This window comes from Streptomyces sp. NBC_00223, assembly GCF_036199905.1.
GTDB lineage: Bacteria > Actinomycetota > Actinomycetes > Streptomycetales > Streptomycetaceae > Actinacidiphila.
Genome location: NZ_CP108109.1, coordinates 5,552,050 through 5,576,738, shown reverse-complemented (window position 1 = coordinate 5,576,738; position 24,689 = coordinate 5,552,050). Strand labels below are relative to the sequence as shown.

Here is a 24,689-nt window from a genome sequence, read left to right as displayed (position 1 = left end):
GTTGCTCCGGGGTGCTGTGACGTACGTCGTCGAACCGTCAGGCGGTCAGCCAGCGGCGCAGCTTCTCTTCCGCCTCCAGGACGGCGGCGACCGCCACGTTCTCCTCGCGGGTGTGCGCGAGAGTCGGGTCGCCGGGGCCGTAGTTCACCGCGGGGACACCGAGCGCGGAGAAGCGCGCCACGTCTGTCCAGGCTTCCTTCGCCGCGGGGGGAGTTCCGATCGCCTCGACGAAGGAGGCGGCGGCCGGGTGGGAGAGCCCGGGCAGCGCGCCCGGGGCGCTGTCGGTGAGCACGACCTCGAAGCCTTCGAAGACCGACTCCACCCGGGCCAGGGCTTCCGCTTCGCTCTGGTCGGGTGAGAAGCGGTAGTTGACGGTGACCGCGCACGTGTCGGGAATCACATTGCCCGCGTGGCCGCCCTCGATCAGCACGGCGTTCAGACCCTCGGGGTAGACCAGCCCGTCGATCTCGACCCGCCGGGGCTCGTACGACGCCAGGCGGGCGAGGATCGGCGCGGCCTTGTGGATGGCGTTCTCACCGAGCCAGCTGCGGGCGGAGTGCGCGCGGCGCCCGGTGGTCTGGACGCGGACCCGCAGGGTGCCCTGGCAGCCGCCGTCGACCCGGCCGTTGGTGGGTTCGAGGAGTACGGCGAAGTCACCGGCCAGCCACTCGGGGTGGTGCTCGACCAGGCGCTTGAGGCCGTTGAACTCGGCGGCGATCTCCTCGGCGTCGTAGAAGACGAAGGTCAGGTCGCGGGCGGGATCGGTGAGGTGGGCGGCGAGCCTGAGCTGAACAGCCACGCCGGACTTCATGTCCGTGGTGCCGCAGCCCCACAGCAGCCCGTCGTCGTCGAGCCTGGACGGCAGGTTGTCGGCGATCGGCACGGTGTCCAGATGCCCGGCGAGCACGACCCGCTCACGCCGGCCCAGATTCGTCCGCGCGACCACGGCGTCCCCGTCCCGGTCCACACTCAAATGCGGCAACCCCCGCAGCGCCTCCTCCACCAGATCCGCGAGCACTTTCTCCTCCCGGCTGACCGACGGCACATCCACCAGCTGCGCGGTAACCCCGGCGGCGTCCTGACTGAGATCAAGTACGGTACCCATACGCCGACCTTATGCCGGGTGGCGCCTCCTCTAAGCCCGCGCGGCGTTTGAGCGCAGTTTCGTTGCCAAGACCGCACGCGCACCAAACCCAGCCCGCCCGGCGTTTGAGCGCAGGAAGCCCGCGCGGCGTTTGAGCGCAGAACCAGCCCGCCCGGCGTTTGAGGGCAGGGAAGCCCGGCCGGCGTTTGAGGCCAAAGCCCGCCCGGCGAGGGCAGAAGCGGGCGCGCCCGATTTCGATAGGGTGCGCACGTGCCCACCTCATCCAGCCCACCCAGGAAGACCCGCGGCTGCGGACTCCGCTTCATCGCCGCCACCCTCTTCCTCCTCGGCGGAGCCGGATACCTCACGTACCACTTCACCGGCCATGGCCCACCCATGGCCGGCTGCACCGTCACCGCCGACGGCGACACCCTGGACCTCAACCCGGAACAGGCGTCCAACGCCGCCACGATCGCCGCCGTCGCCACTTCCCGCGGCCTGCCCGAGCGCGCGCTGACGATAGCGCTGGCCACCTCCCTCCAGGAGTCCCGGCTGGAGAACCTGGACCACGGCGACCGCGACTCCCTCGGCCTGTTCCAGCAGCGCCCGTCCCAGGGCTGGGGCACCGCGCGGCAGATCCTCGACCCGGTCTACTCGTCCAACGAGTTCTTCGACAGCCTGGTGAAGATCGACGGCTACACCCGCCTGCCGCTGACCGTCGCCGCCCAGAAGGTGCAGAAGAGCGGCTACCCGCAGGCGTACGCCAAGCACGAGGCCGACGCCACCCTGCTCTCCTCGGCCCTGACCGGCCGCAAAGCGGGGGCGCTGAGCTGTACGACGGGGGCGAACACCCCGTACAGCGCGGGCGGCAAACTGGGCGACACCACCAAGGTGACGTCCCGGCTGACCCGGGAGTTCGGCAAGCAGGTACGGCCGCGCGAGGACGGGGAGCCGCGTACGGTCGCGGTCCCGGCGGCGCTCTCGGGCGGCGCGGCGGAGGGCGACGGGCGGCGGCGCGGCTGGGAGTTGGCCCAGTGGGCGGTCGCGCACGCGCACGATCTCAAGGTCGAGCAGGTGTCCTTCGACGGCATGCGCTGGGAGGCCGCGCGGTCCGGCAAGGGCTGGCAGAAGCAGAAGCCGGCCGACGCGAAGGGCACGTCGGGGAAGGGCTCCGATGCGGCCGCCCTCGTACGGATCACCGTCGCCCGGTAAACGCGCCGATTTTTCCGCGGCTTCACTCGTCCGGGCCTTTTCCCGCCATGGCGTCCGTCGCACGCACGGCCTATCCGGTGGGCGTCAATTCCCTTGTGCCGTCAGGGATATGACGTTCTCTCACCGCCATTGTGACACCGACTGATTATGCGACGCATTACCCACTCTTTGCCCTGGGCACCCGCAACCTTCGCGCGGGTTCACGCGGTAGTCACGGCGTCCTCGCCATGAAATCCGTGGAACCTGTAAAAGGAGCGTCATGTCCCTCCCCCTCTCGCGCCGGATCGCCCGGGCCGCGCTGCTGCTCGGCGCCGCCGCCGCTCCCCTGATCGGGGCCGGAGCCGCGCACGCCGCTGTCCTGCCCCAGCGGGGCACGGGCGCGCTGACCAACCTCGAAGGCGCCGACTTCGGCGACGCGGTCGACAGCATGTCGCACCAGACGACCGTACTGGTCGCCGAGGCCGGCACCGACGCGATGAAGGCCACGCTGCCGACGACCGACCACATCCTCGGCACGGCGGGGACCAAGGGCCTGCCCGCCGTGCAGAAGGCCGCGGGCCGGGGGGTGGACACGGCCGGGCGTTTCGTCGGAGGGGCCGCGGAGTCCGCGAGCGGTTCGCTGCCCGGCGCGGAGGCGCTGCCGAACGCGGGCGCGCTCCCCGTGGCGAGCGCGCTCCCGACCACGGGCGTGGTCACGGAACGCCTCCCGCTGAAGGGCATCCCCGTAACCTGACCCGCCGGGCCCGCCGGGCGGGGCCGACCGGGAGGGCGGGCCCTGGCCCGGGGGCCGACCGGGGTTGCCGGGGCAAAGCCCGAAGGCGGGGCCCCAACTGCCCCGCAACCTCCTGGGCGAGAGCCCAGAACCGCCCGGGGCCAACCCGACCACCACCGGGCAAAGGCCCGAGCAGGCCCGGGGCCGACCGCAGGGCCCCAATTGCCCCGAAACCCCCGGGCGAGAGCCCGGGGCCGACCCGGGGCCCGAGCCCGCGGTCCGGGCGGTCGGAGACGGAGGGGTTCGGCGGGGTGTGCGTCCGACCGCCGGGCCCCTCCTTCCGCGTCGCGCGGGGGCGTACGCGGGCGCGCTCGCCCGGCTCGACCGCCGTACCGGCGCGGCATCCCCCGAACCCCGCGCCCGGCGCGCGGCCGCCGGACCGGAACTCCTCCGCAGCCGCGCCGGCTCGCGGGCGTCAGTCCGCGAGACGCCGGACCGCCGCCTCGACGCGCTCGTCGGTCGCCGTGAACGCGATCCGGACGAACCGCTCGCCCGCCGCGCCGTAGAACTCGCCAGGCGCCACGAGGATGCCGCGCTTGGACAGGTCGCCGACCGTCTCCCAGCAGTCCTCGCCACGGGTCGCCCACAGATAGAGGCTCGCCTCGCTGTGCTCGATCCGGAAGCCCGCGCCCTCGAAGGCGGCGCGCAGGGCCGCGCGCCGGCGCGCGTACCGCTCCTTCTGTTCCACCGCGTGCGCGCGGTCGCCCAGCGCGGCGACCATCGCGGCCTGGACGGGCTGCGGCACGATCATGCCCGCGTGCTTGCGTACGGCGAGCAGTTCGGCGACGACCGCCGGATCGCCGGCCAGGAACGCGCCGCGGTAGCCCGCGAAGTTGGAGCGCTTGGAGAGCGAGTGGACGGCGATCAGCCCGTCGTGGCTGTCCCCGCAGACGTCCGGGTGCAGCACCGAGACCGGCTCGGCGCCCTCCCAGCCCAGCTCGATGTAGCACTCGTCGGACACCACGAGAATCCCGTGTGCCCGCGCCCAGTCCACGATCCGCCGCAGCTCGGCGGCCGGGAGCACCCGACCGGTGGGGTTGGAGGGGCTGTTGAGCCAGAGCAGCTTGGTCGCCGCCGGGTCGAGGTCCGCGACCGGGTCGTCGTACGTCACCGGCTGCGCGCGGGCGATCAGCGCGCCGACCTCGTAGGTCGGGTAGGCGAGCTGCGGGTAGCCGATCAGGTCACCCTCGCGCAGGTCGAGCAGGGTGGGCAGCCAGGCGACGAGTTCCTTGGAGCCGATCAGCGCCAGTACGTGCGCCGGGTCGGCCCCGGTGACGCCGTGCCACTGGCGCAGATAGCCGGCGGCGGCCTCGCGCAGGGCGGCGGTGCCGTAGGTCAGCGGGTAGCCCGGACTGTCGGCGGCGGCGGTGAGCGCCTGGCGGATCACGGCCGGGACCGGGTCCACCGGGGTGCCCACCGAGAGGTCGACCACGCCGTCGGGGTGTGCGGTGGCCGCGGCCTTGTACGGCTCCAGGCGGTCCCAGGGGAACACCGGGAGGCGGGCGGAGATGCTCACGTGCTCACTCTCGCTTGCTTCGGTCATGGGTACGCCGCGGCCCCGTACGGCGGTGAAGGCCGTACGGGGCCCGGCGGAGTGCGCCCTTGCAGGTCTCGCGTCGGCGAGACGCCCTCTCAACCGTGAGAGGCTCTAACTTCCGCTACTGGTTCTGCGGAGGCAGCTCGGCGATGAAGGGGTGGTCGCGCTCGATGAGTCCGAGCTTCGAGGCGCCGCCGGGCGAGCCCAGCTCGTCGAAGAACTCCACGTTCGCCTTGTAGTAGTCCTTCCACTCCTCCGGGGTGTCGTCCTCGTAGAAGATGGCCTCGACCGGGCAGACCGGCTCACACGCGCCGCAGTCGACACACTCGTCCGGGTGGATGTACAAGGACCGTGAGCCCTCGTAGATGCAGTCGACCGGGCACTCTTCGATGCACGCCTTGTCCTTGACGTCGACACAAGGCTGCGCGATGACGTAGGTCACGCTGTCGTTCCTCCTCGATAGGGCTCATCTCGCGCGGGAGCGCGGCGTCGTCGATGCCCGCACCTAGTATCTCCGTTCCGGGGCACGATCCGAACAGGAGGGGCACGCATGCCAGGGGAATTCTCGTCCGGCGCTCGGCTGGAAATCCGGATCACCCCCGCTGACGTGGGAAAACGCGTGTCGGTGCGGCAGTTGGTCGAGATCACCGACGGGCATCCTACGTTCACCGATACGGTCGGTCTTCTCGCATCCTGGGATGCGGGCGTGGTCTGCGTCACGCGTCGGAACGGGGAGAGCGTCCGGATCGTGGAATCCGTACTGGTGGCGGGGAAGGTGGTACCGCCCGCGCCTGTGAGGCGTGGGGCCGGTGTGCCGGTGGTGACGGCCGAGGAACTTGAGCGGATCGCGTCGCGTTCGTGGCCCGCCACGGAGACGGCTTCGCTGGGCGGATGGACGCTGCGGGCCTCCGGGGGGTTCACTCGGCGGGCCAACTCGGTGCTGGTGGGCGGCGATCCGGAGTTGCCTTTGCTAGAGGCTGTAACGTACGTGAAGCGGTGGTACGAAGAGAGGAACCTCTCACCTCAGTTTCAGGTTCCCGACGGCTCACCGTACTCCGCGCGGCTGGCCGAACTCGGCTGGACGCGCGAGTCGGACACGCTGACCCGTACGGCCCCACTAGCCCCGCTCACCTCCCTCCCGGGCGAGGGCGTCGAGCTGTCCCGTACGCCCGGCCCCGGCTGGCTCTCGTCATACGGTCGTACCGGCGACTTCGCCGACGCCGCGCTCAAGGTGGTCAGCGGCGGCCCCTCCGTCTGGTTCGCCACCACGCCGGGCGCCATCGGCCGGGTCGCGGTGGACGGCCCCTGGGCCCTGTTCGGCGCGGTCGAGGTCGCACCGGCCCACCGGCGTCAGGGGCTCGCGACGGCGGTCATGGCCGCCCTCGCCCGCCAGGCGTACGCCGAAGGAGCCACCGCCGCGTACCTCCAGGTCGGCGTCGACAACTCCGCGGCCCGCGCGCTCTACGACCGGCTCGGATTTGTGGACCACCACGGCTGCCACTACCGTCGCTCCTCGGCATGACGGATTCCGTACGCGAGCGTTTCGGGGCCGCGGCCCGCGAGGAGCGGCCCGACCTCGCCGAACTGTGCCTGCTCATCGGCGCCGAGGCCGATCCCGCGCTGGACGGCGTACCGACCGACCTCGCGCAGATCGAGCTGGACCGCCTCGCGGGGCTGCTCCCGTACGGCCTGGTGACCCCCGCACAGTGGGCGCAGGGGCTGCGGCGCGTGCTGGGAACGCCGGAGGCGGACGAGTCGGGGCCGGACGGCCCGGCGGCCGGCGGCTCGGGCGCCCACGCCGGTTTCCACGGCTCGCCAGGGGACTACCAGCGGCTGACCTCCTCCCTCCTCCAGGAGGTGCTGCGGCGCCGCCGAGGGCTGCCGATCCTGCTGTCGGTGGTCTGGATCGAGGTCGCCCGCCGGGCCGGCGCGCCGGTCTACGGGGTCGCGCTGCCCGGCCACTTCGTCGTCGGCTTCGGCGATCCGGAGGGCGAACACGTCCTGGTCGACCCCTTCGCCGGGGGCCGCGTACTGACCCCGGAGGACACCGAACTCCTCGTCACGAGCACCACGGGGACCGCGCTCGCGCCCGGCATGCTCACCCCGGCCGACCCCCTCGACATCGTCCAGCGCATCCTGAACAACATCCGCGCCTGGGCCTCTCCGCGCCCCGAACGTCGGCCCGTTCAGCTCTGGGCCCTCGATCTGACCCTGCTGCTCCCCCGCCACCCCGCGAAGTTGCGCTACGAGCGCGCCCAACTCCTCGTCCAGATGGGTGACTTCCTCGGCGGCGCGGCGGAACTGGAGGAGTACGCCAAGGTGATCGCGGCCTTCGACCCCGAGTCGGCGGAGCCGATCCGGCGGCAGGCACGGGCGGCACGGGCACTGCTGAACTGAGGCGGCGGACGCCTGCGGGACGGCTCCGCCGGGGGGCGGACGGTCACGGGGGGCGCGGCCGACGCGGACGCGATCCGTACGGCGGCGCGGGCCGGCATGGACGCCATCCGTACGGCGCGCGCCTCCGAGCCCGGCCCCGTACGGCGGCCCGTGACGCGAGATCCCCGGCAGCGCCACGTCCAGGGCGTGCGCCCGTGCCGCGGCCATGACCTCGTCCCCTCGCACGGCGGCGTCGGCAGCGCTCGCGGCGCGCGGGGGCTTCGCGGAGCCGTACGGCCGGGAACCGCCGAGTTCGGCGCACACGATCACGAACTCGGCGGTCCACGCACAGGTGTGGGAGTGGAGGAACGTCAGGCCCACGGTTGCGCCCGTCCGCGAGCCGCGGCGGCGGGGCTGCTACTCGTGGTACTCGAAACGCCAGGTCTGGCCCTGGTTGGTGGGCTCGATCGGCCGCAGGGCGGTGCGCGGCGGGTAGATCAGCAGCAGGCTGAGGTCGAGGACCAGTTCGACGCCGTCGACCGGGCCGCCGGGGACCACCACGTGGAACGCGAAGGGCACCGCGCTCTGCCGCAGGGCCCACTCGGTGGGCGTGCGCCGGCCGATGACCGGCCTGTTGGGGTAGGGGTCGCCCTCGTAGCCCGCGAACGTGCCCTCCCGGAGGTTCCGGAGGGTGACGTTGCCGTTGGGGAGGGAACGGACCTCCCATTCCTGGACGCCCGGCTGTCCGACGGGCGGCAGGACGATGACGGGGCCGTCCGGATTGTCCAGGGTGAGGAGTTGGTCGCGGGGCCTGGTGATCGCGTAGACGCCCGAGGGGACGGCCGCGCGCTGGGCGGAGGCGGAACGGGTGGCCTCGGCCGTACCCGTCTTGGCGGCCCCGGCCGCTTCCGTCGTCGTGGACCCGGTCGTCGCGGACCTGGTCATTCCCGCGGTCGCGGCCTTGGCCGTGCCCGCTGTGAAGAGGGCCGCGGCACCGGCTGCCGCGACCGTGCCGAGCGCTTTGCGTCGGCTCAGAGGTTCAGTCATAGAAGAATTGTGTGCGTATGCACCCCTCGTCCAGAATAGCCGATCGGGCATTTCACTCGCTTGAGTGACGGTGTGTCAGAAACCGACGTGCCCCCGGCCCCGCTCGCACGGAAAGCGGGGCCGGGGAGTGTCGTCGGGAGCCGCACGTCCGGACGGGCGGCTCCCGCGGGTCTGTCCGCAATGCGTCTCTCAGTCGACGAGCGCAGAGTCAAGCCGGAATCAGACCCCCTCACCCGTGCGGGGCGAACCTCTTCTCCCGCACCGGCAAGGAACTTCGAAAGACCTCGTGGTCCACCCGGCACGCCACCAGGTCCTGTACGAGATAGCCGCTCGCGGAGTACGCGGGGTCGGCCTGTGCCGGGTGGACGGCGAGGTGTTCGCGGGCGTACGCGACCCGGTCGTCCGGCGACAGATCCCCCGGCATGGGCGCGATGCCGTCAAGCGTCACCCCCAGCCACGACAACGCGTCCTCCGGCCGGTCGAACGTCCCCGCGTACACACCCCGCGGCCGGAACACCCACTCCCGCGCCACCAGCGCCGACGCCACCGACACCCCCACCGGCCATGCCGCCCCCGTCATCACCGCCGTGTGCCAGTGCACGTCCGGGCTCACGTACCGCCACCGCCCAGGGCCACGTACGCCCAGACCAGCTTGCCCACCCCGTCGCGCTCGCTCACACCCCAACTCCCCGACCCGACCAGCGCGTCCACCAACGCCAGCCCCCGCCCCCGCTCGTCCTCCGCACCCGCCCGGTGGACCTCCGGCCGCCGGGAACTCGCGTCGTGCACCTCAAGCCGTACGCCCTCCCCCTCGCGTACGAACCGCGTCTCGATCAGCCGGCCACGCACCCGCGCGTGCTGCACGCTGTTCGTCACCAGCTCGGTCAGGACGAGTTCGGCGACCTCAGCGAGATCACCCAGACCCCACTTCCACAACGTTTCGCGCAACGAGTGCCGCGACCGGCTCACCGAACGAGGCGTACACGCCCAGTACGAAGCCACCAGCGGTTCGGGAGGCATGGTCACTGCCGGTGCTTCCATGGGCCGGACCTTTCCTTGGTATCACGCCGTAATCGAGTTCTGACCTTCTGCACACAAGACTGCGCGCGTAGTCCTACGATGAAAAGGGGATGGCCCCTGCCGCTCGACCTGGGCAAGAGGACAGGCTGAGCGAGAGCGGTTACCCATGGAAACGTGCAGGTAGGTGCGCTCAACTGCCCTATGCGGAGGGGCCGCTGCCTGCCAGTGAGGCAAGCGGAAAGGCACGGATGATCTGATGATCGACAACGGCGACGGCGAACTCTCGGCACGCGGAGTACTGCGGGCCGAGCTGACGAGACAGCGCGAGCAGACGGGGTGGACCCTCGCGGAACTCGCCGACCGTTCCAGGTACGACGCCTCCTATCTCCAACGCCTGGAGAAGGGCGACCGACTCGGCTCCCTCGACGCCATCGGCGTCCTGGACCGCGTGTACGAGACGGGCGAGCACCTGAGCGATCTGTGGCGGTTGGCCAAGAAGGAGGACAAACAGAACCGCTTTCAGGGCTTTGCCGACCTGGAAACCGAGGCGACGGGCATCGAGCAGTTCAGCATCAGTACGGTGCCGGGCCTGTTGCAGACCGAGCGGTACGCCGAGGAGTTGCTGCGCACGTACGCGCCGGACAGCGAAGAAGTGCTCGCGGAACAGGTGCGCGCGCGCATCAACCGCCAGGACCGCCTGACAAGACCCAAAGCCCTGCGCTACCGGGGGTTGCTGGACGAGTCGGTACTCCGCCGCAAGGCGCTGGACCCGGACGTGTGGACCGAGCAGTTGGAGCGGTTGATCTCGGCGGCTCAGGAGCCGAACATCAGCCTCCAGGTGGTGCCGTTCGGGGTCGGCCTGCACACTCTGCTGGGCAATTCGTTGCAGTTGCTGTGGCTCCCCAGCGGGCGGACCGTGGCGTACGTGGAAAGCACGTGGAGTGGCCAACTCGTGGCGGAAACCGAGGAGATGGAGCATCTCCGGTTCGCCTACGATCGACTCAGGGACGCCGCGCTGTCACCATCGAAGTCCCTCGAACTGCTGCGAACCGTGCTGGAGGACCACACATCATGTCGAACCCCAGGCCAGACCTGAGCGCTGCCACGTGGCGCAAGTCGTCGTACAGCGACAACGCGAACCCCGACAGCTGTGTCGAGGTCGCCGACGGCTTCGAGGGCGTGCTGCCGGTCCGCGACTCCAAGGACCCGCAGATCCCGGCCCTGGTCTTCCCGACGCCGAGTTGGACCGCCTTCGTCACCGCCGTAAAGTCCGGCCACTTCACCCCCTGATCCGGGTACGACCGCTGACCCGCCCCCGGGAACCGGCCTTTGAGGGCCCCGGCGGGCGGGACAGGGCGTGGTGAAGGTCCTCACGACTGGACCAGATCAGGGCTGCCGTGCGGCCAGGGCAAGGGAGGGGACTGCGAAGCCTGCTCGCGTGCCGCCCGGACCTTCGTACGCCAGCGGGGTGTGTCGGCGGTACCGCCCATAAGCCGGTCCGGTGAGCAGGCTTGCGCGCACTCCGCCTGGCCGGAGAGCGTCTCGTCAAAGCCAACCACGCCCTCCTGCACGCCCTGCCGTAACCAGCCTCTTTGGCAGGACGTGCAGGCGGCAGGCGGTGCAGGCATGGCTATCCGTTGAAGGCCGGCGCCTTTTGCGGACTCCTGCCCGCACGGCGGGGCTCAAGCGCCGCCATGCGCCAATGCATCCGCAGAGAACAGGCTCTCAGCATCCTTCGGTGATGCCCGTCACCCCGGCATTGAAGATCGCGCTGGACTTGCCTGTCGGGGTGAGCCAACACGAACTGGACGAGCCGACGTGCACCCTGACGTAAATCCCGCTGGCGCAGTGGTTGTTGTAGTAGATCGTGGTGGAGGTGATTCCGTCGCCGTACGAGTAGTTGGCGTAGTTCCCCTGCGGCAAGGTGCAAGCGAAGCTGTAGCGCACCACTAGGGGGCTCACGACTTCCTTGTGGGTTACGGAGCCGGTGGGCGTTGCTGCCCCGCTGACACCTGTCCCGAGTGCGAGCACGAAACCTGTCGCTGCGATTGTTGTCATTAATCGACGCACTTGTTGTCCTCTCGTGGAGAGACGGTTCGCTTGGGCTGATCTCGCGTGCAGTCGCCCACTATCCACGGTGTGTACAAGGACTTCGAGAGAGCGTTTTCGGCTAAGACGGCCAAGAATTGGCCAGAGCCGATTTTTCGACCCTGCCTTTCATTCACAGTTGTCGCAATAAAAATGGACATATACGACGGAAGATCAAGTGCGACAACGAGAAGGACGGGGTGATTTGTATAAATTTGGCGGTCGCTCGCGCCGGACCTGCAATTCAGGCCATAGCAAAAATCATCAGAATGTCACCTTTGGGGATCTTCGCCGCAAATATCGCCATGGCAAAGCATCCAGGGCTCGGTGAGCCGGCCAGGGGTGCGGCGGCAGGGCGGTTTCAAGTTCGGGTGTCGTGCGGCGACCGGAAGATGACCGGTTGAGGCGCTTAACAGGGCAGGCACAGGGCCGACGCCGGTCAGTACCGCCTTCGCCCGGGTCCCGTTGCACGAGCACCGCAACCAACTGCTCGTCACTCGCCGCCATGGCCTCCGCCGCCGGCTCGTCATCCGGTATCTGCTCGATGGGCGTGTCTCTCATCTGGCGTCTCCTTGATCATCGGATCCGCCGATCTTGAACACTCCCGGGGAGGGTAGGCTCTTCGAATGGTCTTATGCGCGGAGGGCGCCGCCGACGCCCCGTCAGCAAGAGCGTGGTGTCGTCGCCCTGGTGAAGGGGCTCCCCGTACGTCTCGCAGGGCTGTCGGCACGGCCGGCTCAAGGCCCATTGTCGCGCGGGGTCATGCATGCCCCCAGCGTCCTCGCTCTTTCTGCTGCCGGAGCGGGCCGGCCTGATGCATGAGAATCGCCCCGAGGAACAGCGGAAAGTTCGCCAACTGGCCCGCGAGATAGCTGAACTGAAGCTGGAAGTGGCGCTGCACAACCCCCCAGCGGATCTGCGACGCCACCTCGCCGTCCTGGAAGCACGTTATCGAAACAGCGCACTTGACATCCGACGGCGCAAGCGGCTTGAGAAGGAGATGCTCCTCGACCAGCGAAGCCGTCACCGTGAGCACCCGGAAGCCCCATGGCTCAAATGCACGTGCGCGACGTGCCGTGTGTTTGAACTTGCCACTGTTACCATCGAGCGGGCGCGAAAGCTCTTCGGTGGTGTGCGCAGGATATTCGGTTGAGCAGGGCAGGACAGGGGAACACCGTGGAATATCCCGATGATTGGAACAATCGCTCAGCCGAACAAGACGGATCGTCGCGCCCCTGGGGGGGATATCCGTCCGAACACGGGAATTACAAAGACAACGCGGAATCCCCTGAGCAGGCGGACAGCCAATTCACGTACGACACCGGCACGCTGTGGTGGTACGACTCGGCCGCCGCTGCCGCGCCGCCCCCGGATACGACGCTGTTCAGGGAGGGCGAATACGGTACCGGTTACGGTGCCCAGCCCGGCTACGGGTCAGCGGAGACGCCCCCGGCGTCGGGCACCGCGGAAGCCGCCTACGACCATGGCGGGCAGTGGCCGGAGGGCGGGGAGAGTGCCGGCAACGCGCCTGGCTACGCGACCGGTTACAGTTCTGCGGCGACCACCGCAGAGCCGGTGTCCGGACTCGGCGCCAACGACCCCCCGGCGCCCGGCCCACCGGCTGCGCCCGCCCGCCCGCGCGGGAAAGTCGACCGGCGGAAACCCAAGGGCCTGGCCCGTTCGGGCGCGCTCATGGCAGCCGGTACCCTCGCTTCCCGCATCACCGGATTCCTGCGCAGCGTCATCATCGCCGCCGCCATCGGAATGAGCGGACTCGGAGACGCGTACCAGGTCGCCAACACCATTCCGACCATGGTCTACATCCTGGTCGGCGGAGGTGCGCTCAACGCCGTGTTCCTTCCGCAACTCGTCCAGTCGATGCGCAACGACGACGACGGCGGGGAGGCGTATGCCAACCGGTTGATCACACTGGTGGTCTGCGGCCTGGGCGCCATCACCCTTCTCGCCGTCCTCGGCGCACCCCTGCTGGTACGGGCGATGTCGACCTCCCTGACGTCGAACCCGGAATCGGCCCGGGCCACCGTCGAACTCGCCCGCTACTGTCTCCCCACCATTTTCTTCTCGGGCGTATTCGTCGTTTTCGGTCAAATCCTCAACGCGCGTGAGCTTTTCGGCGCGATGATGTGGACGCCGGTTCTCAACAACATCATTATCATTTTCACTTTTGGCTGCTACATTTACGTCTTCGGAACGTTCCGCACATCGGGAGTGTCCGCGACAACCGTCGATCACCAGGGCATCCGGCTCCTCGGCGTAGGCACCCTGCTCGGTCTCGTGGTGCAAGCGGGTTCCATGGTTCCGTATCTGCGGGCCACCGGATTCCGATTCCGCCTGCGATTCGACTGGCGGGGGCACGGGCTCGGCAAAGCGGCCAGCCTCGCCAAATGGACCTTCCTGTTCGTCCTGGCCAACCAGGCGGGACTGATCGTGGTGACCCAGCTCGCCACCGCTGCGGGCGCGCACGCCGAGCGCGCCGGCGTACAGGGCGCCGGCATCAACACCTACCTGAACGCCCAGCTCATCTGGGGCCTCCCACAGGCCGTCATCACCGTCTCGATCATCACGGCGATCCTCCCCAGGATGGCGCGAGCCGCAGCCGAGCACGACCGGCGAACCATTGTCCAGGACCTCTCCTACGGCCTGCGCACCACAGCCGTGGCCATCGTTCCCGCAGCCTTCCTCTTCCTCGCGCTGGGAAGGGATATCGGCGTGGTCCTCTTCGGCATCGGTGTCGGCGCCGGCGGAGGCGCGGTCATGGTCGGCAACATGCTGATGGCCTTCTCCCTGGGGCTCATCCCGTTCTCCGTGCAGTACGTCCTGCTGCGCGTCTTCTACGCGTTCGAAGACACCCGTACGCCGTTCCTCAACACGCTATGGGTCGCCGGATCCTCAGCGCTCCTGTCGCTGCTGTGCTACAAAACGCTGCCGGCCCGCTGGGCGGTCGTCGGCATGGCGGCGTGCTACGGCGTTTCCTACGCAGTCGGAACCGTCGTCGCCCTCCGTCGGCTAAAGCAAAGGCTCGGCTCCCTCGACGGCGGCCGGATCGTCAAGACGTACACGAGGCTGGTCCTGGCCGGCGGCGTCTCGGCGGTCGCCGGCTACGCCACCAGCCATGTCCTCCACAGCTTCCTCGGCCACGGCATCGGCGCGGCTTCAGCCGCCGGCATCCTGGGCTGCCTGGTCCTGCTCGGCGTCTTCTTCACCTGCGCCACGCTGCTGCGGGTCCAGGAGGTGACCACGCTTCTGGGGGGCTTGCGCGGGCGCCTGGGTGGGTGACCTTCATTTCTGCTGCTGGCTCCCGGCTGCCGCCAGGCTCGTGGCGGCAGGCGTCACCCCCTCGGCCGTACTGGCCCCCTGCCTGGTTCAGGGGGTCAGTACGACCCTGCCGAACACCGTGCCCGCGTCCATCTCGTCGTGGGCCAACGCCGCCTGGTCCAGCGGCAGTACGTCGTGCACGACCGTACGCAGGTCCCCGCGTGCGGCGTCGGCGAACTGCGACGCCCGTACGGCCTGCCTGTCGGGGCCGGGCACGGTGTCGGAGCTGAAAGTGGTAAACGACAGCGACTTGCGGAAAGCGTCCATCAGCCGCGTGCCGAAGTCCGCCGGCGGCTGCCCGCCGACGACGCCGACGGCCACGTACCGCCCGTTGGCGTTCAACCTGTCCAGGAACAGGGGGAGTTCGGGACCCCCGACGATGTCGATCACCACGTCGTAGCCCGATGGCGTATCCGCTTCGCCCTCGCCGGAGCGGTCGAGGACGTGGGTCGCGCCCAAGTCTCGTAGCCGGGAGCCGCGTTCCGCCGACGAGGTGGTGACCGCCACCGCGCCCGCGCCGCCCCTGGCCGCCAGTTGGACCGCCGTGATCCCGATGCTGCCCGCCGCGCCGCGCAGAAGCACCGTCTCGCCGGGCGCGAACCGGGCGCGTTCCAGGGCGAAGTGGGCGACCACGCCGGAGCCGCCGAGGGTCACCGCGTCGGCGGCGGTCAGACCGTCGGGCAGCGGCAGGATGTCCTCAACCGAGGCGACGGCCTGCTCGGCGTACCCGCCGGACAGGCCGGTGAAGGCCCACACCCGCTGCCCTGTCCACGAGTTGTCCACGCCCTCTCCCACCGTGGTGATTCTTCCGGCGACTTCGCTGCCGAGGAGATGGCCCTCGCGGAATCCGTAGGCGGCGAGCGCGCCCCGGCGGATCACGGCGTCCACGCCGCCCACGCCGATCGCCTCGGTGGCGATCCGCACCTGCCCCGGCGCGGGGACGGGCACGGGCAGGTCGACGACCTCCAGGCCGTCGGGGCTTCCGAACGTCCTGATCACAACAGCTTTCATCTCGGCTCCTCGGGTCCGTGGCGGGCGGGAAGGCGCCGCCGTCCGTGGGCGGGCGGGAAGCGCCCCTGCCGTCGGACCGTAACGGACGCACCCGTCCGTTTGGCTAAAGTGAGAAGCGATGACCAGCCATTTGCCTCACCTCACGCGCTCCGATGCCCGCGACAACCGGGCCCGCATCCTGGACGCCGCCTTCGCGGTGTTCGGCGAGGAGGGCCTGAGCGCGCCCATGCGGGAGGTCGCCCGGCACGCGGGCATCGGCCCCGCCACGCTGTACCGCCACTTTCCGACCAAGCGGGACCTGGTCGTGGAGACCTTCGCGGAGCAGCGGCGAGCCTGTCACGCCATCGTCCGTGACGCGCTGGCGGACGCGGACCCGTGGCACGGGTTCCGGAGCCTGGTCGAGCAGATCTGCGAGCTTCACGCCTGTAGCCGGGGGTTCGCCGACGCCTTCATGACGGCCTTCCCCGAGGCCGTGGACTTCGCCGCCGACCGTGAGCGGACTCTGCGCGCGGTCGCCGAGCTGGCCCGCCGCGCCCAGGAGGCCGGCCGGCTGCGGCCCGGCTTCGTGGTCGACGATCTGATCCTGATGCTCATGGCCCACCGCGGCGTCCAGGACGCCCCGCGCGCCGCCCGACTCGCGGCCTCCCGCCGCTTCGCCGCGTACGTGATCGAAGCATTCCGCGCGGCCCCGGAGCCCACGACGCCGAAGCCCTTCCCCCCACCCCCACCCCTCCACCTCGCGCCCACCCCAATGACGCCGTAACCCTGGCCGTCCGCCCCTACACGGGCCGGAGAACGGGATCAATCCCGCCCAACATCCCGACCAGCCCCAAGTCCCTCAGCACCCCGCGCCGCACCCGCGATCCGCTCTTTCGTGGTGGCGGTAGCACTCGACGTCACCGCCACCGTCCACGTCAGGCTCCGCCTCCAGCGAGACGCCCTCGGCGCCCTCGGCCCTGCGCTCGCCTGCCTGGCGACCGCCGAGACGCCCAGTGCGCCCGGTGATGAACCGCCGTCCTGCACGGTCCTCGTCCGCTGACGTTGCCGTCACTACTGCCGCCAACGGTCTAGATCACTCAGGGAACTCTTGGGATTTGAGATCCACGTCAAGCGGCCTTGTCGTGCGGAGTGAGACTGATGCTCAAGTCGGCTCCAAGGGCGCGGGCCAGGCGGCGCAGCATCGGAAGGGTGGGCATCGTTCCGCCGGCTTCGAAGCGGGAGATCTGCGGCTGTTTCATTCCGCATCGCTCAGCCAGGTCGGCCTGGGACAGTCCGAGTTCAGTGCGCCGGTCGTGGACGAGTCTGCCCAGCTCGCGGGCGAGTGCTGTGGAGGCGTCGTGCATGGCTTCTCCCGGGTTCAGGCGGCCGGGGTGACGATGGTGACGGTGGGCTCGTCCCCGGGGGCGAGGTGCATGTCGACGGTGAGGTCCAGGGCGCGGGCCAGGCGCATGATGACAGCGATGGGCGGCAGTTCGGTGGCTGTCTCGATGCCTTCGATCTCGTCGGTGGTGGTGTGCAGGCGCTCGGCCAGGTCGGCCTCGCTCAGCCCGAGTTGCTTGCGTCGGTCGTAGACGGCCTTGCCCAGTGTCATGGCGAGGCTGGCTTCTTCGTAGACGCGGTCGTACTCGGGGTCGGCGTCGAGGTGTTCACCGACCATCTGGCGGTGGCGGCGGGTCCTCCATTCGCTGTGATTCATCGGTCCTCCTTGAGGTCACGGCTGTAGAGGTCGTGTTCAGCGGCTGCCTGGTGCTCGGCTTCGCACAGCCGTTGAGCGGCGTGCGCGCGGTCCACTTCGGCCTGCTCGCGCATCTTGCTCTTGCGGAACACGGTGAGCAGCACGATACGACGGTCGGGTGCGAGCCAGTAGGTAATGCGCTGATGGGCGTCGCCGAGGCGGAAGCGCAGCTCGCGGAGCTTGCCGCCCAGGTGGCGGGAGTGCGGTTCGTCGAGCGTGGTGGGCTGCTCGGCGAGCAGGTCGGCGACGCGTTCGGCCTGCTTGTAGTGATGGGCGGGAATGTTCTCCAGCCACAGCCGCACCTCCGGCTCGATCTCGATCGAGTACCGCCCACTGTCCATAGCATCGATGATATACGGCACGGGGTGCGAGAGCGCGACTTCGTAGCTCAGGTCCTGTGCCATCGCCGCGACCGCCGCCACTCCAACGTCGCACACCCCAATACTCCCCCCTTGGTCCTGATGCCACGGAGCCGCCGCAAACCAGCGGCAACCGGCCGAAGCGCGGGCACCTATTCGCCGCGAAGCTCGACGGGATCCGGTGCGGACCCGTGCGATTACTTGAGATGTTCGGTGAGGTCGTCCACCGTCCAGTCGGCCTGGCGGAGGATGGAGCGCAGGGTGCCGGACAGGCCGTTGGGGACAGCGGGGCTCATGCGACGCGGACCTCGACCGGTGCCGTGATCATGTCGGTGACCTCGAGGGCGGGGGCGTCCTCGAAGTACAGCTCCAGTGCCTCACGGAGGTTGGACAGGGCCTCCTCGACGGTCTCCCCCTGGCTGGCGACCTCGGCCGGGAGGCAGCGGGCCACGTACCACTCGCCCTCGTGGGTGACCGCGGCGGTCAGATGCGGTGCGTGCGTCATGGGCAAAGCCTTGCACGCCCCCGGCGGCCCGGGGACGCCTTGTCAATGGGCCCCGGTGGGCGGACGCCCGGACGCGGCGGCCGCTGGCCGACGCCGGAGAACGCCGCGTCGGTCGGGGCGACGGGCTCAGGGGTGGCGGGGGATGGTGGTCCATTCGTCGGCGAGGAGGGACCAGACCTCCTTGTCGTGGCGGACGCCGTTGTGCGGGAAGTACGAGCGCAGCACCCCGTCGAGGGTCATGCCAAGCCGTTCGGCCACCGCCCGGCTGCGGGCGTTGCGCGTGCTGGTGAGCCATTCGACGCGCTGGAGCCCGCGCTCCACCAGCGCGTACTCGACGAGGTGCCGTACCGCCGCCGTCACCAGGCCGCGGCCCTCGCCCGCCGACTCCGTCCAGACGCCGATCTCGCAGTTGCCGAAGGCCACGTCGAAGTGCACGAACATCACGCCGCCGACGAGCGTCCCGTCGAGCCAGATCCCGTAGATACGGCCCGCGTCGGCCGCCTGCTTGTCGGCGTAGCCCTGGAGCGTCGCGCGGGCCGAGTCGAGGTCCGTGGAGCGGGAGGCCCACGGTATCCAGGGGTCGGTGTTGGGGCGGGCGCGGTCGATGTGGGCCAGGAACTCGGCCGCCTGCCAGGGCTCCAGCGGGCGGAGTTCGGCGGACGGGGAGTCGGAGAGCGGGACGGCGTACACGGGTTCCTCCGGGGTCGCTGCGGCGGCGGGCGCCTATACATAACAAACGTTTGGTAGGTACCATAACCCCATGCCGCCCGCCCGTGGAGACCATGACGCCCGCCGCCGAGACGTCTCCGAGGCGGTCTGGCGGGTACTCGTCGCGCGCGGCTTCGGCGGCCTGACGCTACGGGCGGTCGCGGCCGAGATGGGCGCGTCGACCGGGCTGCTCACCCACTACTTCCCGAGCAAGCGCGCGCTGCTGCGGTCCGCGCTCGACGTACTGGCGCAGCGCTCGGACGAACGGCCGCGCCGTACCGCGCCCGCCGAGGGGCTGCCGGCGCTACGGGCCGCGCTGCTCGACATCCTGCCGCTGACCGAGGAGAGCGCCGCCGCCAACCGGATCTGGGTCGCCTCCTGGGACGTCGCCCTCGCGGACCCCGAACTCGCCGCCGAGCACAACGCGCGCTACCGGCGGTCGCGCGAGAAGCTGGCCGCGCATGTCGCCGCCGCGCAGGCGCTCGGCGAGCTGCCGGCCGACCGCTCGGCGGACGAACTGGGCGCGGCGGCGCTGTCGTTCGCACTCGGGCTGGTCGTCCAGGCGCTCTTCGCACCGGACGAGTTCCCGGCGGAACGCCAAGTGGCCGTCCTGGACGGGTGGTTGCTGGGGTGGGGCGGGTAGGGCCCGAGCCGTACGGGGGCCGGTCAGGGGTGACGAGGCCGGGCCCGCGGAGGGCCAGGCGCGCGCGGAACCGCCCCCACCGCCGCCCCTACGTCCACCGCAAGGGTGACGCACCGTAACTCTCAGCACCGCCCCGTCGTTGGACCGTGCATGAAGAAGCGAATGATGATGGCCGTCGCCACGATGGCCGTCGGGACCGTGACCGCCCTCGTCACCCCCAGCGCGCACGCCGCGACGCTCGACGGAAGCCTCGACAACGCCCACCTGCTGTCGAACGTCTCCGCGCTCATGACCGCCGTCAGCAGCAACGCTCAGCAGGCGCTGCCGGACAACGCCAACTCCCGTGCCGACAACGCCGGTCACAACGCCACGACCCACCACCGCTGAGCCGAGCGCCGCCCGCCCACCCCGGGCCCCACGCCGAGGCCGCGCCGACGCGCACCGAGTCAACGCGCACCGAGCCGACGCGAGCCCCGCCGGCCCGGCTGCCTCACTCCCGGCGCGTGCCCGCCACCGCCGGGAACAGCGTCCAGCCGTCGACCTCCTCCGCCGCGTCTCCGCCGACCCGGCCGCCGCGAGCCCTCACCGCGTCGAGCAGCGCCCGCGCCGAGCCGGGCTCGTGGAGGTTCAGCCAGGCGCCGTCCGGCGTACCGACCGCGCCCGAGGAGGCGTGACCGTCGGGGAGGAGATGGCCCGGGCCCCTTTCGAAGACGACCGTCAGGCGCCCCAACGCGCCCGGGCGCCTGAACGTGAGGACCTCCCGGCAGCCCTCGTACCGACCCTGCTCGCCATGGTGCTCGTGCCGCACCGACCAGAGAAACGTCTCACCGTCGACGACAAGCCGCCGCGGGGTTCTGCTGCTGCGGGTCATTCATCGATGCTAGGGCCGCTCCGCGGCGGGGTGGGCGGGCCAAACCGGCCAGGCTGCCGGGGGTTGAGCGCGGCCCCGGCCGCCCCCGTAACCGCCCACCGGGCGGACACCAGGCATCGCCCGTACCGTCCAGAGCCCGCGCCGGGCCGGCCCGCGTACGGAAACCACCCCCACCGCCGCCGGACGGACGCCGGGCCACCGCCCGTACGGTCCCAGGCCCGGCCCGCGCCCGACAGGCGGAACCCACCCGGCTCACACCCCCCGCCGGACGGACGCCAGGCACCGCCCATACGGTCCCAGGCCCGGCCCACGCCCGACAGGCGGAACCCACCCGGCTCACACCCACCACCGGACGGACGCCAGGCACCGCCCATACGGTCCCAGGCCCGGCCCACGCCCGACAGGCGGAACCCACCCGGCTCACACCCACCACCGGACGGACGCCAGGCACCGCCCGTACCGCCCCAGGCCCGGCCCACGCCGGACAGGCGCGCACGGAAACCACCCGGCGCACACCCACCGCCGCCGGACGGACGCCGGGCCACCGCCCGTACGGTCCCAGGCCCGGCCCGCGTACGGAAACCCGGGGCGCACCCGCGCGTGCGACCCCCGCCGACCCGCCGGCCCGTCGCTCGCCCCCGGTTCAGCCGGTGATCCGCATGAGCGCGATGTGCTCGCCCGCGACCGTGAAGACGAAGTCCGACGGGCCGTTGAAGCCGTTGCCGCCGACCTCCGCGCTGACCGTGGTCGTGTCGCCCTGCGTACGGTAGCCGGTGACCCGGAGCGTCACCTGCTTGCCGATGAACTCCCCGTCGCTCCACTCCCGGATGGCCTCGTGCCCGCGGAACACCCGTCCCCAGTCGTCGACGGCGCCGTCCTCCGCGAAGGTCGCGAGGAAGTCCTCGATGGCCCAGGCGCTGGCCGCTTCCAGCGCGGCGGCGACGGGGATGGGCATCGGAGAGCTCAGCATGCCTGCTCCAACGACCCGCCCACCCCCGGGTCACGCTCGGGGGCCGAACGCGCCCACCACCGTACGGGCGCTACCGCAGCCAGTCAGTCAGGAGTTCGTTCAGCTCGGCGGGCCGTTCCTGCTGGAGCCAGTGGCCGCAGCCCTTGAGGATGTGGGACCCGGTCAGGCCGGGGAGGGTGACCGGGTAGGCGTCGATCGCCTCGGCCATCCAGGTGGTGGAGGGGTCGAGTTCACCGCCGACGAAGAGCGAACGCTGAGTGATCGAAGCCCCGTCCCAGGCCGCGAGATCCGCCCAGTCGCGGTCGACGTTGCGGTAACGGTTGAGCGCGCCGGTCAGCCCCGTCCGCTCGAACTCCCCCGCGTAGAAGTCGAGATCGGCCTCGCTCAGCCAGCCGGGCAGCGCGCCGCCGGGGACGAAGCGGTCGGAGAGCTTTCCGCCCCGGGGGATGAAGTGCAGCGTGGGGGCGCCGGGCGGCGGCATCGTGTCGGCCGACAGCCCGCCGTACACACCGGCGAGCCAGCCCCGTACATCGGGCTCGATCTCCGCCTCCGCGCGGCCGGGGGTCTGGAAGTAGCTGACGTAGAACTCCTCCTCGCCGCCGATCCGGGCGAAGGCATCGGTCGGCCGCAAGCCGTTGCGGGGCGCGTACGGGACGCTCAGCAGCGCGACGGCCGTGAAGACGTCCGGCCTGAGCAGGGCGCTGTTCGCGGCGATGGGCGAGCCCCAGTCGTGGCCGACGACCGTCGCGGTCTCCTCACCGAGGGCCCGCACGACGGCGACGTTGTCGGCGACATGCGCGAGCATCCCGTACGCCTCCACCTCGCGCGGCTTGGCCGAACGCCCGTAGCCGCGTACGTCGATGGCGACCGCGCGGTAACCGGCGGCGGCGAGCACGGGCAACTGGTGGCGCCAGGAGTACCAGGACTCGGGGAAGCCGTGGACCAGCAGGACGAGGGGGCCGCGGCCCTGCTCCACGAGGTGGATACGGCCGGCCGGGCCGTCCACGAGCCGGTGCGTGAGGGGGGCGGGCTGCGGCATGTCTCCTCCAGGCGACGAGCGGAATACGCGTCCCCCGCCGACGGGCGGACACGCGGCTCCCCCGATCATCCGACCCCCCACCCACCCCCGCACCCTTCCTTGCCGTTCCGGCAAACCCGGCCCCGGCCGCAGAACGGCCTGTCGCCCGGGCAACCCGACGCCCTGCGGCCACCGTGTCCGCCGCCCCGCTCATGAGAAGCTGAGTCCCCGGGGCGGCACCCCGTTCGGCGGTCCCGGACAGCGGGACGCAGAGCCGGACAGCGGCCGGCAGAGGAACACGAAGGGAAGTCGGGCACGGGTGTACGTCGCAAAAGTCGAGCTCTCGGGCATTCGGGGCTTCGTCGGAAAGCGTTCCGTGAACCTCACGCTGCCCGCGCGCGGCAGCTGGACCGTCCTGGCGGGCCGCAACGGCTCGGGCAAGACCACGCTGCTTCAGGCGCTCGCGCTGACCCTCGCCGGCCCCTCGGTGGCCCGCAGCCTGGTGGCCGACTTCGGCGGTTGGCTCACCTCCCGCGCCTCCTCAGGCTGGGTGGCAGCCGAAGCACACCGCGACGAGACGGCGGATGTCTTCTCCGGCCCCGGCCGAACGCCGCAGGGCCCTGTCCTGCTCGGTCTGGAGTGGCAGCGGCCTCCAGTCCAGAGCGGTGCGACGCCGGAGACCCAGCGGCCCTCGATGGTGACCTTCGGGGAGGGACTGGGCCCGGAGCGCGGCCCGTGGGCCGAGAACCCGCGCGGGTGGTTCTGCGCCGGGTACGGGCCCTTCCGGCGGCTGGTCGGCGGGTCGGGAGAGGCCCAGCGGCTGATGCTCGCGGCCGGCCCCGCCGGGCGGCTGGCGACGCTCTTCCACGAGGACGCCTCGCTGGCGGAAGGCGTGTCCTGGCTGACCGACCTGCATCTGCGGCGACTGGAGAGGCGCCCGGGCGCCGCCGCCCTGCTCAAGGCGGTCACCGCCCTGCTGTCCGACGGTCTGCTGCCGGACGGCTTCGAGGCCCGGCGGGTGGACTCGCAGGGGCTCTGGGTGGCGAAGAAGGGCCTCAAACGGACCTATCCGCTGCGGGAGATGAGCGACGGCTACCGTACGGTCGCCGCCCTGGTGCTGGACCTGGCCCGGCAGATCCAGGGCGCCTACGGCTCGCTCACCACGGCGCCGACCGATGACGGCGGAGTCGCCGTCACCGCGCCCGGTGTCGTACTGATCGACGAGGTGGACGCCCATCTGCATGTCACCTGGCAGCGGAACATCGGCGGCTGGCTGCGGCGGCACTTCCCGAACGTGCAGTTCATCGTGTCCAGCCACAGCCCGTACATCTGTCAGGCCGCCGACCCCGGCGGCCTGATCAGACTGCCGGGACCCGACGAGCAGCGGCCGCCGGAGGTCGTGGACGACGAGCTGTACCAGCGCATCGTGTACGGCACCGGGGACGACGCGGCGCTGTCCGCGCTGTTCGGGCTGGAGACGCCGTACTCCGAACGGGGCGAGCAGAAGCGGCAGCGCCTTGTGGAGCTGGAGCGGAAGGTCTACGCGGGGACGGCGAGCGAGGCCGAGGCCGCCGAGTACGGGAAGCTGAGCGCGCTGCTGGCCAGTTCGCTGGAGACCCGGGTGACCGAGGTGGCGGCCCGGCTGGGCGGCGAGGGTTGATTCCGGTCCAGCGGATCGCCGCACCGGCCGCGACCCAACGGCTGCTCACCCGGCGTCTCGACAACGTCAGGGATCAGGGCGGCACCGCGGCCGCGGCCCGCGACGAGTGGGGTCGCGCCCGCGCGGCCAAGCAGCATGTACAGGAGCTGCTCCACCGGATGGCCCACGGCGTACGGCGGTGCATGTACTGCGAGGACAGCCTCGGCACGGACATCGACCACTTCCAGCCGATCGCGACGGCCCCTTTGCGCGCCTTCGACTGGCCCAACCACCTGCTGGCCTGCTCCCACTGCAACAGCAACCAGAAACGGGACACGTTCCCCTGCGACGCGGACGGGAACTGTCTGCTGGTGGACCCCAGCGCCGAGGACCCCGCGGATCATCTGACCCTGCTGCTCGCGTCCGGCACGTACCTGGCCAGGACGCCCAAGGGCGAGGAGACGATCCGGGTGTTCGCGCTCAACCGGGCCGACCTCGTCCAGGGCCGCAGAGCCGCCTTCCGTATGGCGTGCGCCGCGCTGTGCCAGTGGCGGCTGCTCGGCGGAAACGGCGAGTCCGCCGAGGCCGGGCAGTTGGCCGACGCGCTCCGTGTGTCCCCGTTCTCCGGTGTCATGCGGTCCATGGCCCTGCTCCCGGACACCGTCGCCCTCGGCGTCCTGGGCGCGACGACAGCCGAGGCGCTTGACGCATGGCTCCGCGCCCACGGGACCTGACGGTCAGCGGCGGCAGTCTCGCGG

General features: G+C 70.8%; 30 protein-coding genes. 13 read left to right on the top strand and 17 right to left on the bottom strand.

The genetic code is table 11. The features are described from left to right. Window positions 1–37: 37 nt before the first annotated feature. Entirely contained in the window at window positions 38–1,105 is a 1,068-nt protein-coding gene (gene dapE, locus OHA30_RS23815; protein ID WP_328915906.1) for a succinyl-diaminopimelate desuccinylase, read from the bottom strand. Window positions 1,106–1,354: 249 nt separating this feature from the next. Between dapE and OHA30_RS23810 the strand changes: the two genes are divergently transcribed. Then, complete coding sequence (locus OHA30_RS23810) at window positions 1,355–2,296, top strand: heavy metal transporter (protein ID WP_328915905.1); 942 nt, start codon at window positions 1,355–1,357, stop codon at window positions 2,294–2,296. Window positions 2,297–2,555: 259 nt separating this feature from the next. Beyond that, on the top strand, window positions 2,556–3,029 hold the full coding sequence (locus tag OHA30_RS23805; RefSeq protein WP_328915904.1) for an ATP-binding protein: 474 nt from the start codon (window positions 2,556–2,558) through the stop codon (window positions 3,027–3,029). Between the two features lie 454 nt (window positions 3,030–3,483). Here OHA30_RS23805 and dapC read toward each other — a convergent pair whose 3' ends face one another. Both dapC and fdxA read right to left on the bottom strand, forming a co-directional pair. Then, window positions 3,484–4,611, bottom strand: a complete 1,128-nt coding sequence (dapC, locus tag OHA30_RS23800) for a succinyldiaminopimelate transaminase (RefSeq protein ID WP_328915903.1) — start codon at window positions 4,609–4,611, stop codon at window positions 3,484–3,486. A gap of 115 nt (window positions 4,612–4,726) precedes the next feature. Continuing rightward, window positions 4,727–5,047 (bottom strand): ferredoxin, encoded by a 321-nt coding sequence (gene fdxA / locus OHA30_RS23795; RefSeq protein WP_033319951.1) that lies wholly within the window; start codon window positions 5,045–5,047, stop codon window positions 4,727–4,729. 108 nt (window positions 5,048–5,155) lie between these two features. On the opposite strand from fdxA, the gene OHA30_RS23790 reads away from it, so the two are divergent. Together OHA30_RS23790 and OHA30_RS23785 are read left to right on the top strand one after the other, a co-directional pair. Further along, complete coding sequence (locus tag OHA30_RS23790; RefSeq protein ID WP_328915902.1) at window positions 5,156–6,127, top strand: GNAT family N-acetyltransferase; 972 nt, start codon at window positions 5,156–5,158, stop codon at window positions 6,125–6,127. Then, entirely contained in the window at window positions 6,124–7,002 is an 879-nt protein-coding gene (locus OHA30_RS23785) for a transglutaminase-like domain-containing protein (protein ID WP_328915901.1), read from the top strand. The genes OHA30_RS23790 and OHA30_RS23785 overlap by 4 nt, the downstream gene beginning before the upstream one ends. Window positions 7,003–7,398: 396 nt before the next feature. Here OHA30_RS23785 and OHA30_RS23780 read toward each other — a convergent pair whose 3' ends face one another. The 3 genes from OHA30_RS23780 to OHA30_RS23770 all read right to left on the bottom strand — a co-directional run bounded on the left by OHA30_RS23780 (window position 7,399) and on the right by OHA30_RS23770 (window position 9,069). Next, window positions 7,399–8,028, bottom strand: coding sequence for a hypothetical protein (locus tag OHA30_RS23780; protein ID WP_328915900.1), 630 nt, complete (start codon window positions 8,026–8,028; stop codon window positions 7,399–7,401). A 229-nt stretch (window positions 8,029–8,257) separates the two neighbouring features. Beyond that, the gene (locus OHA30_RS23775; protein ID WP_328915899.1) at window positions 8,258–8,641 is read right to left on the bottom strand and encodes a hypothetical protein; all 384 of its coding nucleotides are present in this window, start codon (window positions 8,639–8,641) and stop codon (window positions 8,258–8,260) included. Beyond that, window positions 8,638–9,069 carry an ATP-binding protein gene (locus tag OHA30_RS23770; protein WP_328915898.1) on the bottom strand — a complete coding sequence of 144 codons (432 nt, stop codon included), beginning with the start codon at window positions 9,067–9,069 and terminating at the stop codon, window positions 8,638–8,640. The genes OHA30_RS23775 and OHA30_RS23770 overlap by 4 nt, the downstream gene beginning before the upstream one ends. Window positions 9,070–9,304: 235 nt before the next feature. Between OHA30_RS23770 and OHA30_RS23765 the strand changes: the two genes are divergently transcribed. Together OHA30_RS23765 and OHA30_RS23760 are read left to right on the top strand one after the other, a co-directional pair. Beyond that, window positions 9,305–10,144, top strand: a complete 840-nt coding sequence (locus OHA30_RS23765; protein ID WP_328915897.1) for a helix-turn-helix domain-containing protein — start codon at window positions 9,305–9,307, stop codon at window positions 10,142–10,144. Beyond that, window positions 10,120–10,338 (top strand): DUF397 domain-containing protein, encoded by a 219-nt coding sequence (locus tag OHA30_RS23760; RefSeq protein WP_328915896.1) that lies wholly within the window; start codon window positions 10,120–10,122, stop codon window positions 10,336–10,338. Before OHA30_RS23765 ends, OHA30_RS23760 begins: the two co-directional genes overlap by 25 nt. A gap of 435 nt (window positions 10,339–10,773) precedes the next feature. Here OHA30_RS23760 and OHA30_RS23755 read toward each other — a convergent pair whose 3' ends face one another. Further along, window positions 10,774–11,010, bottom strand: a complete 237-nt coding sequence (locus OHA30_RS23755; protein WP_328915895.1) for a hypothetical protein — start codon at window positions 11,008–11,010, stop codon at window positions 10,774–10,776. 886 nt (window positions 11,011–11,896) lie between these two features. Further along, a complete protein-coding gene (locus OHA30_RS23750) occupies window positions 11,897–12,172 on the bottom strand; it encodes a hypothetical protein (protein ID WP_328915894.1) in 276 nt (91 codons plus the stop codon). Window positions 12,173–12,312: 140 nt separating this feature from the next. Between OHA30_RS23750 and murJ the strand changes: the two genes are divergently transcribed. Continuing rightward, window positions 12,313–14,433, top strand: a complete 2,121-nt coding sequence (murJ, locus tag OHA30_RS23745) for a murein biosynthesis integral membrane protein MurJ (RefSeq protein ID WP_328915893.1) — start codon at window positions 12,313–12,315, stop codon at window positions 14,431–14,433. 87 nt (window positions 14,434–14,520) lie between these two features. On the opposite strand, the gene OHA30_RS23740 is transcribed toward murJ, so the two are convergent. Then, complete coding sequence (locus tag OHA30_RS23740) at window positions 14,521–15,483, bottom strand: zinc-dependent alcohol dehydrogenase family protein (protein ID WP_328915892.1); 963 nt, start codon at window positions 15,481–15,483, stop codon at window positions 14,521–14,523. Window positions 15,484–15,601: 118 nt separating this feature from the next. Between OHA30_RS23740 and OHA30_RS23735 the strand changes: the two genes are divergently transcribed. Beyond that, window positions 15,602–16,246, top strand: a complete 645-nt coding sequence (locus OHA30_RS23735) for a TetR/AcrR family transcriptional regulator (protein ID WP_328915891.1) — start codon at window positions 15,602–15,604, stop codon at window positions 16,244–16,246. Between the two features lie 114 nt (window positions 16,247–16,360). Further along, a complete protein-coding gene (locus tag OHA30_RS23730) occupies window positions 16,361–16,522 on the top strand; it encodes a hypothetical protein (RefSeq protein WP_328915890.1) in 162 nt (53 codons plus the stop codon). Between the two features lie 67 nt (window positions 16,523–16,589). Here OHA30_RS23730 and OHA30_RS23725 read toward each other — a convergent pair whose 3' ends face one another. The 5 genes from OHA30_RS23725 to OHA30_RS23705 all read right to left on the bottom strand — a co-directional run bounded on the left by OHA30_RS23725 (window position 16,590) and on the right by OHA30_RS23705 (window position 18,772). Next, the gene (locus OHA30_RS23725) at window positions 16,590–16,826 is read right to left on the bottom strand and encodes a helix-turn-helix domain-containing protein (RefSeq protein WP_328915889.1); all 237 of its coding nucleotides are present in this window, start codon (window positions 16,824–16,826) and stop codon (window positions 16,590–16,592) included. 14 nt (window positions 16,827–16,840) lie between these two features. Next, complete coding sequence (locus OHA30_RS23720; protein WP_328915888.1) at window positions 16,841–17,179, bottom strand: helix-turn-helix domain-containing protein; 339 nt, start codon at window positions 17,177–17,179, stop codon at window positions 16,841–16,843. Beyond that, on the bottom strand, window positions 17,176–17,559 hold the full coding sequence (locus OHA30_RS23715) for a type II toxin-antitoxin system RelE/ParE family toxin (protein WP_328915887.1): 384 nt from the start codon (window positions 17,557–17,559) through the stop codon (window positions 17,176–17,178). Before OHA30_RS23715 ends, OHA30_RS23720 begins: the two co-directional genes overlap by 4 nt. Before the next feature lie 310 nt (window positions 17,560–17,869). After that, complete coding sequence (locus tag OHA30_RS23710; RefSeq protein ID WP_328915886.1) at window positions 17,870–18,082, bottom strand: type II toxin-antitoxin system HicB family antitoxin; 213 nt, start codon at window positions 18,080–18,082, stop codon at window positions 17,870–17,872. Window positions 18,083–18,208: 126 nt separating this feature from the next. Then, window positions 18,209–18,772: a GNAT family N-acetyltransferase gene (locus OHA30_RS23705; protein ID WP_328915885.1), complete on the bottom strand. Its 564-nt coding sequence runs from the start codon at window positions 18,770–18,772 to the stop codon at window positions 18,209–18,211. Window positions 18,773–18,842: 70 nt separating this feature from the next. On the opposite strand from OHA30_RS23705, the gene OHA30_RS23700 reads away from it, so the two are divergent. Next, window positions 18,843–19,433 (top strand): TetR/AcrR family transcriptional regulator, encoded by a 591-nt coding sequence (locus OHA30_RS23700; protein WP_328915884.1) that lies wholly within the window; start codon window positions 18,843–18,845, stop codon window positions 19,431–19,433. A 150-nt stretch (window positions 19,434–19,583) separates the two neighbouring features. Further along, window positions 19,584–19,820, top strand: coding sequence for a hypothetical protein (locus tag OHA30_RS23695; protein ID WP_328915883.1), 237 nt, complete (start codon window positions 19,584–19,586; stop codon window positions 19,818–19,820). Window positions 19,821–19,923: 103 nt separating this feature from the next. Here the strand turns inward: OHA30_RS23695 and OHA30_RS23690 are convergent, their stop codons facing one another. From OHA30_RS23690 to OHA30_RS23680, 3 genes are all read right to left on the bottom strand, one after another. Further along, window positions 19,924–20,304: a hypothetical protein gene (locus OHA30_RS23690; protein ID WP_328915882.1), complete on the bottom strand. Its 381-nt coding sequence runs from the start codon at window positions 20,302–20,304 to the stop codon at window positions 19,924–19,926. Window positions 20,305–20,947: 643 nt separating this feature from the next. Continuing rightward, complete coding sequence (locus OHA30_RS23685) at window positions 20,948–21,274, bottom strand: nuclear transport factor 2 family protein (RefSeq protein ID WP_328915881.1); 327 nt, start codon at window positions 21,272–21,274, stop codon at window positions 20,948–20,950. Window positions 21,275–21,344: 70 nt separating this feature from the next. Further along, complete coding sequence (locus tag OHA30_RS23680; protein WP_328915880.1) at window positions 21,345–22,313, bottom strand: alpha/beta fold hydrolase; 969 nt, start codon at window positions 22,311–22,313, stop codon at window positions 21,345–21,347. 298 nt (window positions 22,314–22,611) lie between these two features. Between OHA30_RS23680 and OHA30_RS23675 the strand changes: the two genes are divergently transcribed. Continuing rightward, the gene (locus tag OHA30_RS23675; protein ID WP_405785370.1) at window positions 22,612–23,952 is read left to right on the top strand and encodes an AAA family ATPase; all 1,341 of its coding nucleotides are present in this window, start codon (window positions 22,612–22,614) and stop codon (window positions 23,950–23,952) included. Then, on the top strand, window positions 23,949–24,665 hold the full coding sequence (locus OHA30_RS23670) for a hypothetical protein (protein WP_328915878.1): 717 nt from the start codon (window positions 23,949–23,951) through the stop codon (window positions 24,663–24,665). Before OHA30_RS23675 ends, OHA30_RS23670 begins: the two co-directional genes overlap by 4 nt. The last annotated feature ends 24 nt before the right edge of the window (window positions 24,666–24,689 follow it).

Bases quoted from the DNA above. Each gene is read 5' to 3' on its own strand.
- dapE (WP_328915906.1), bottom strand. From the start codon at position 1,105: ATGGGTACCGTACTTGATCTCAGTCAGGACGCCGCCGGGGTTACCGCG.
- OHA30_RS23805 (WP_328915904.1), top strand. From the start codon at position 2,556: ATGTCCCTCCCCCTCTCGCGCCGGATCGCCCGGGCCGCGCTGCTGCTC.
- dapC (WP_328915903.1), bottom strand. From the start codon at position 4,611: ATGACCGAAGCAAGCGAGAGTGAGCACGTGAGCATCTCCGCCCGCCTC.
- OHA30_RS23790 (WP_328915902.1), top strand. From the start codon at position 5,156: ATGCCAGGGGAATTCTCGTCCGGCGCTCGGCTGGAAATCCGGATCACC.
- OHA30_RS23785 (WP_328915901.1), top strand. From the start codon at position 6,124: ATGACGGATTCCGTACGCGAGCGTTTCGGGGCCGCGGCCCGCGAGGAG.
- OHA30_RS23780 (WP_328915900.1), bottom strand. From the start codon at position 8,028: ATGACTGAACCTCTGAGCCGACGCAAAGCGCTCGGCACGGTCGCGGCA.
- OHA30_RS23770 (WP_328915898.1), bottom strand. From the start codon at position 9,069: ATGGAAGCACCGGCAGTGACCATGCCTCCCGAACCGCTGGTGGCTTCG.
- OHA30_RS23765 (WP_328915897.1), top strand. From the start codon at position 9,305: ATGATCGACAACGGCGACGGCGAACTCTCGGCACGCGGAGTACTGCGG.
- OHA30_RS23760 (WP_328915896.1), top strand. From the start codon at position 10,120: ATGTCGAACCCCAGGCCAGACCTGAGCGCTGCCACGTGGCGCAAGTCG.
- OHA30_RS23740 (WP_328915892.1), bottom strand. From the start codon at position 15,483: ATGAAAGCTGTTGTGATCAGGACGTTCGGAAGCCCCGACGGCCTGGAG.
- OHA30_RS23735 (WP_328915891.1), top strand. From the start codon at position 15,602: ATGACCAGCCATTTGCCTCACCTCACGCGCTCCGATGCCCGCGACAAC.
- OHA30_RS23725 (WP_328915889.1), bottom strand. From the start codon at position 16,826: ATGCACGACGCCTCCACAGCACTCGCCCGCGAGCTGGGCAGACTCGTC.
- OHA30_RS23720 (WP_328915888.1), bottom strand. From the start codon at position 17,179: ATGAATCACAGCGAATGGAGGACCCGCCGCCACCGCCAGATGGTCGGT.
- OHA30_RS23715 (WP_328915887.1), bottom strand. From the start codon at position 17,559: ATGGACAGTGGGCGGTACTCGATCGAGATCGAGCCGGAGGTGCGGCTG.
- OHA30_RS23710 (WP_328915886.1), bottom strand. From the start codon at position 18,082: ATGACGCACGCACCGCATCTGACCGCCGCGGTCACCCACGAGGGCGAG.
- OHA30_RS23700 (WP_328915884.1), top strand. From the start codon at position 18,843: ATGCCGCCCGCCCGTGGAGACCATGACGCCCGCCGCCGAGACGTCTCC.
- OHA30_RS23695 (WP_328915883.1), top strand. From the start codon at position 19,584: ATGAAGAAGCGAATGATGATGGCCGTCGCCACGATGGCCGTCGGGACC.
- OHA30_RS23690 (WP_328915882.1), bottom strand. From the start codon at position 20,304: ATGACCCGCAGCAGCAGAACCCCGCGGCGGCTTGTCGTCGACGGTGAG.
- OHA30_RS23685 (WP_328915881.1), bottom strand. From the start codon at position 21,274: ATGCTGAGCTCTCCGATGCCCATCCCCGTCGCCGCCGCGCTGGAAGCG.
- OHA30_RS23680 (WP_328915880.1), bottom strand. From the start codon at position 22,313: ATGCCGCAGCCCGCCCCCCTCACGCACCGGCTCGTGGACGGCCCGGCC.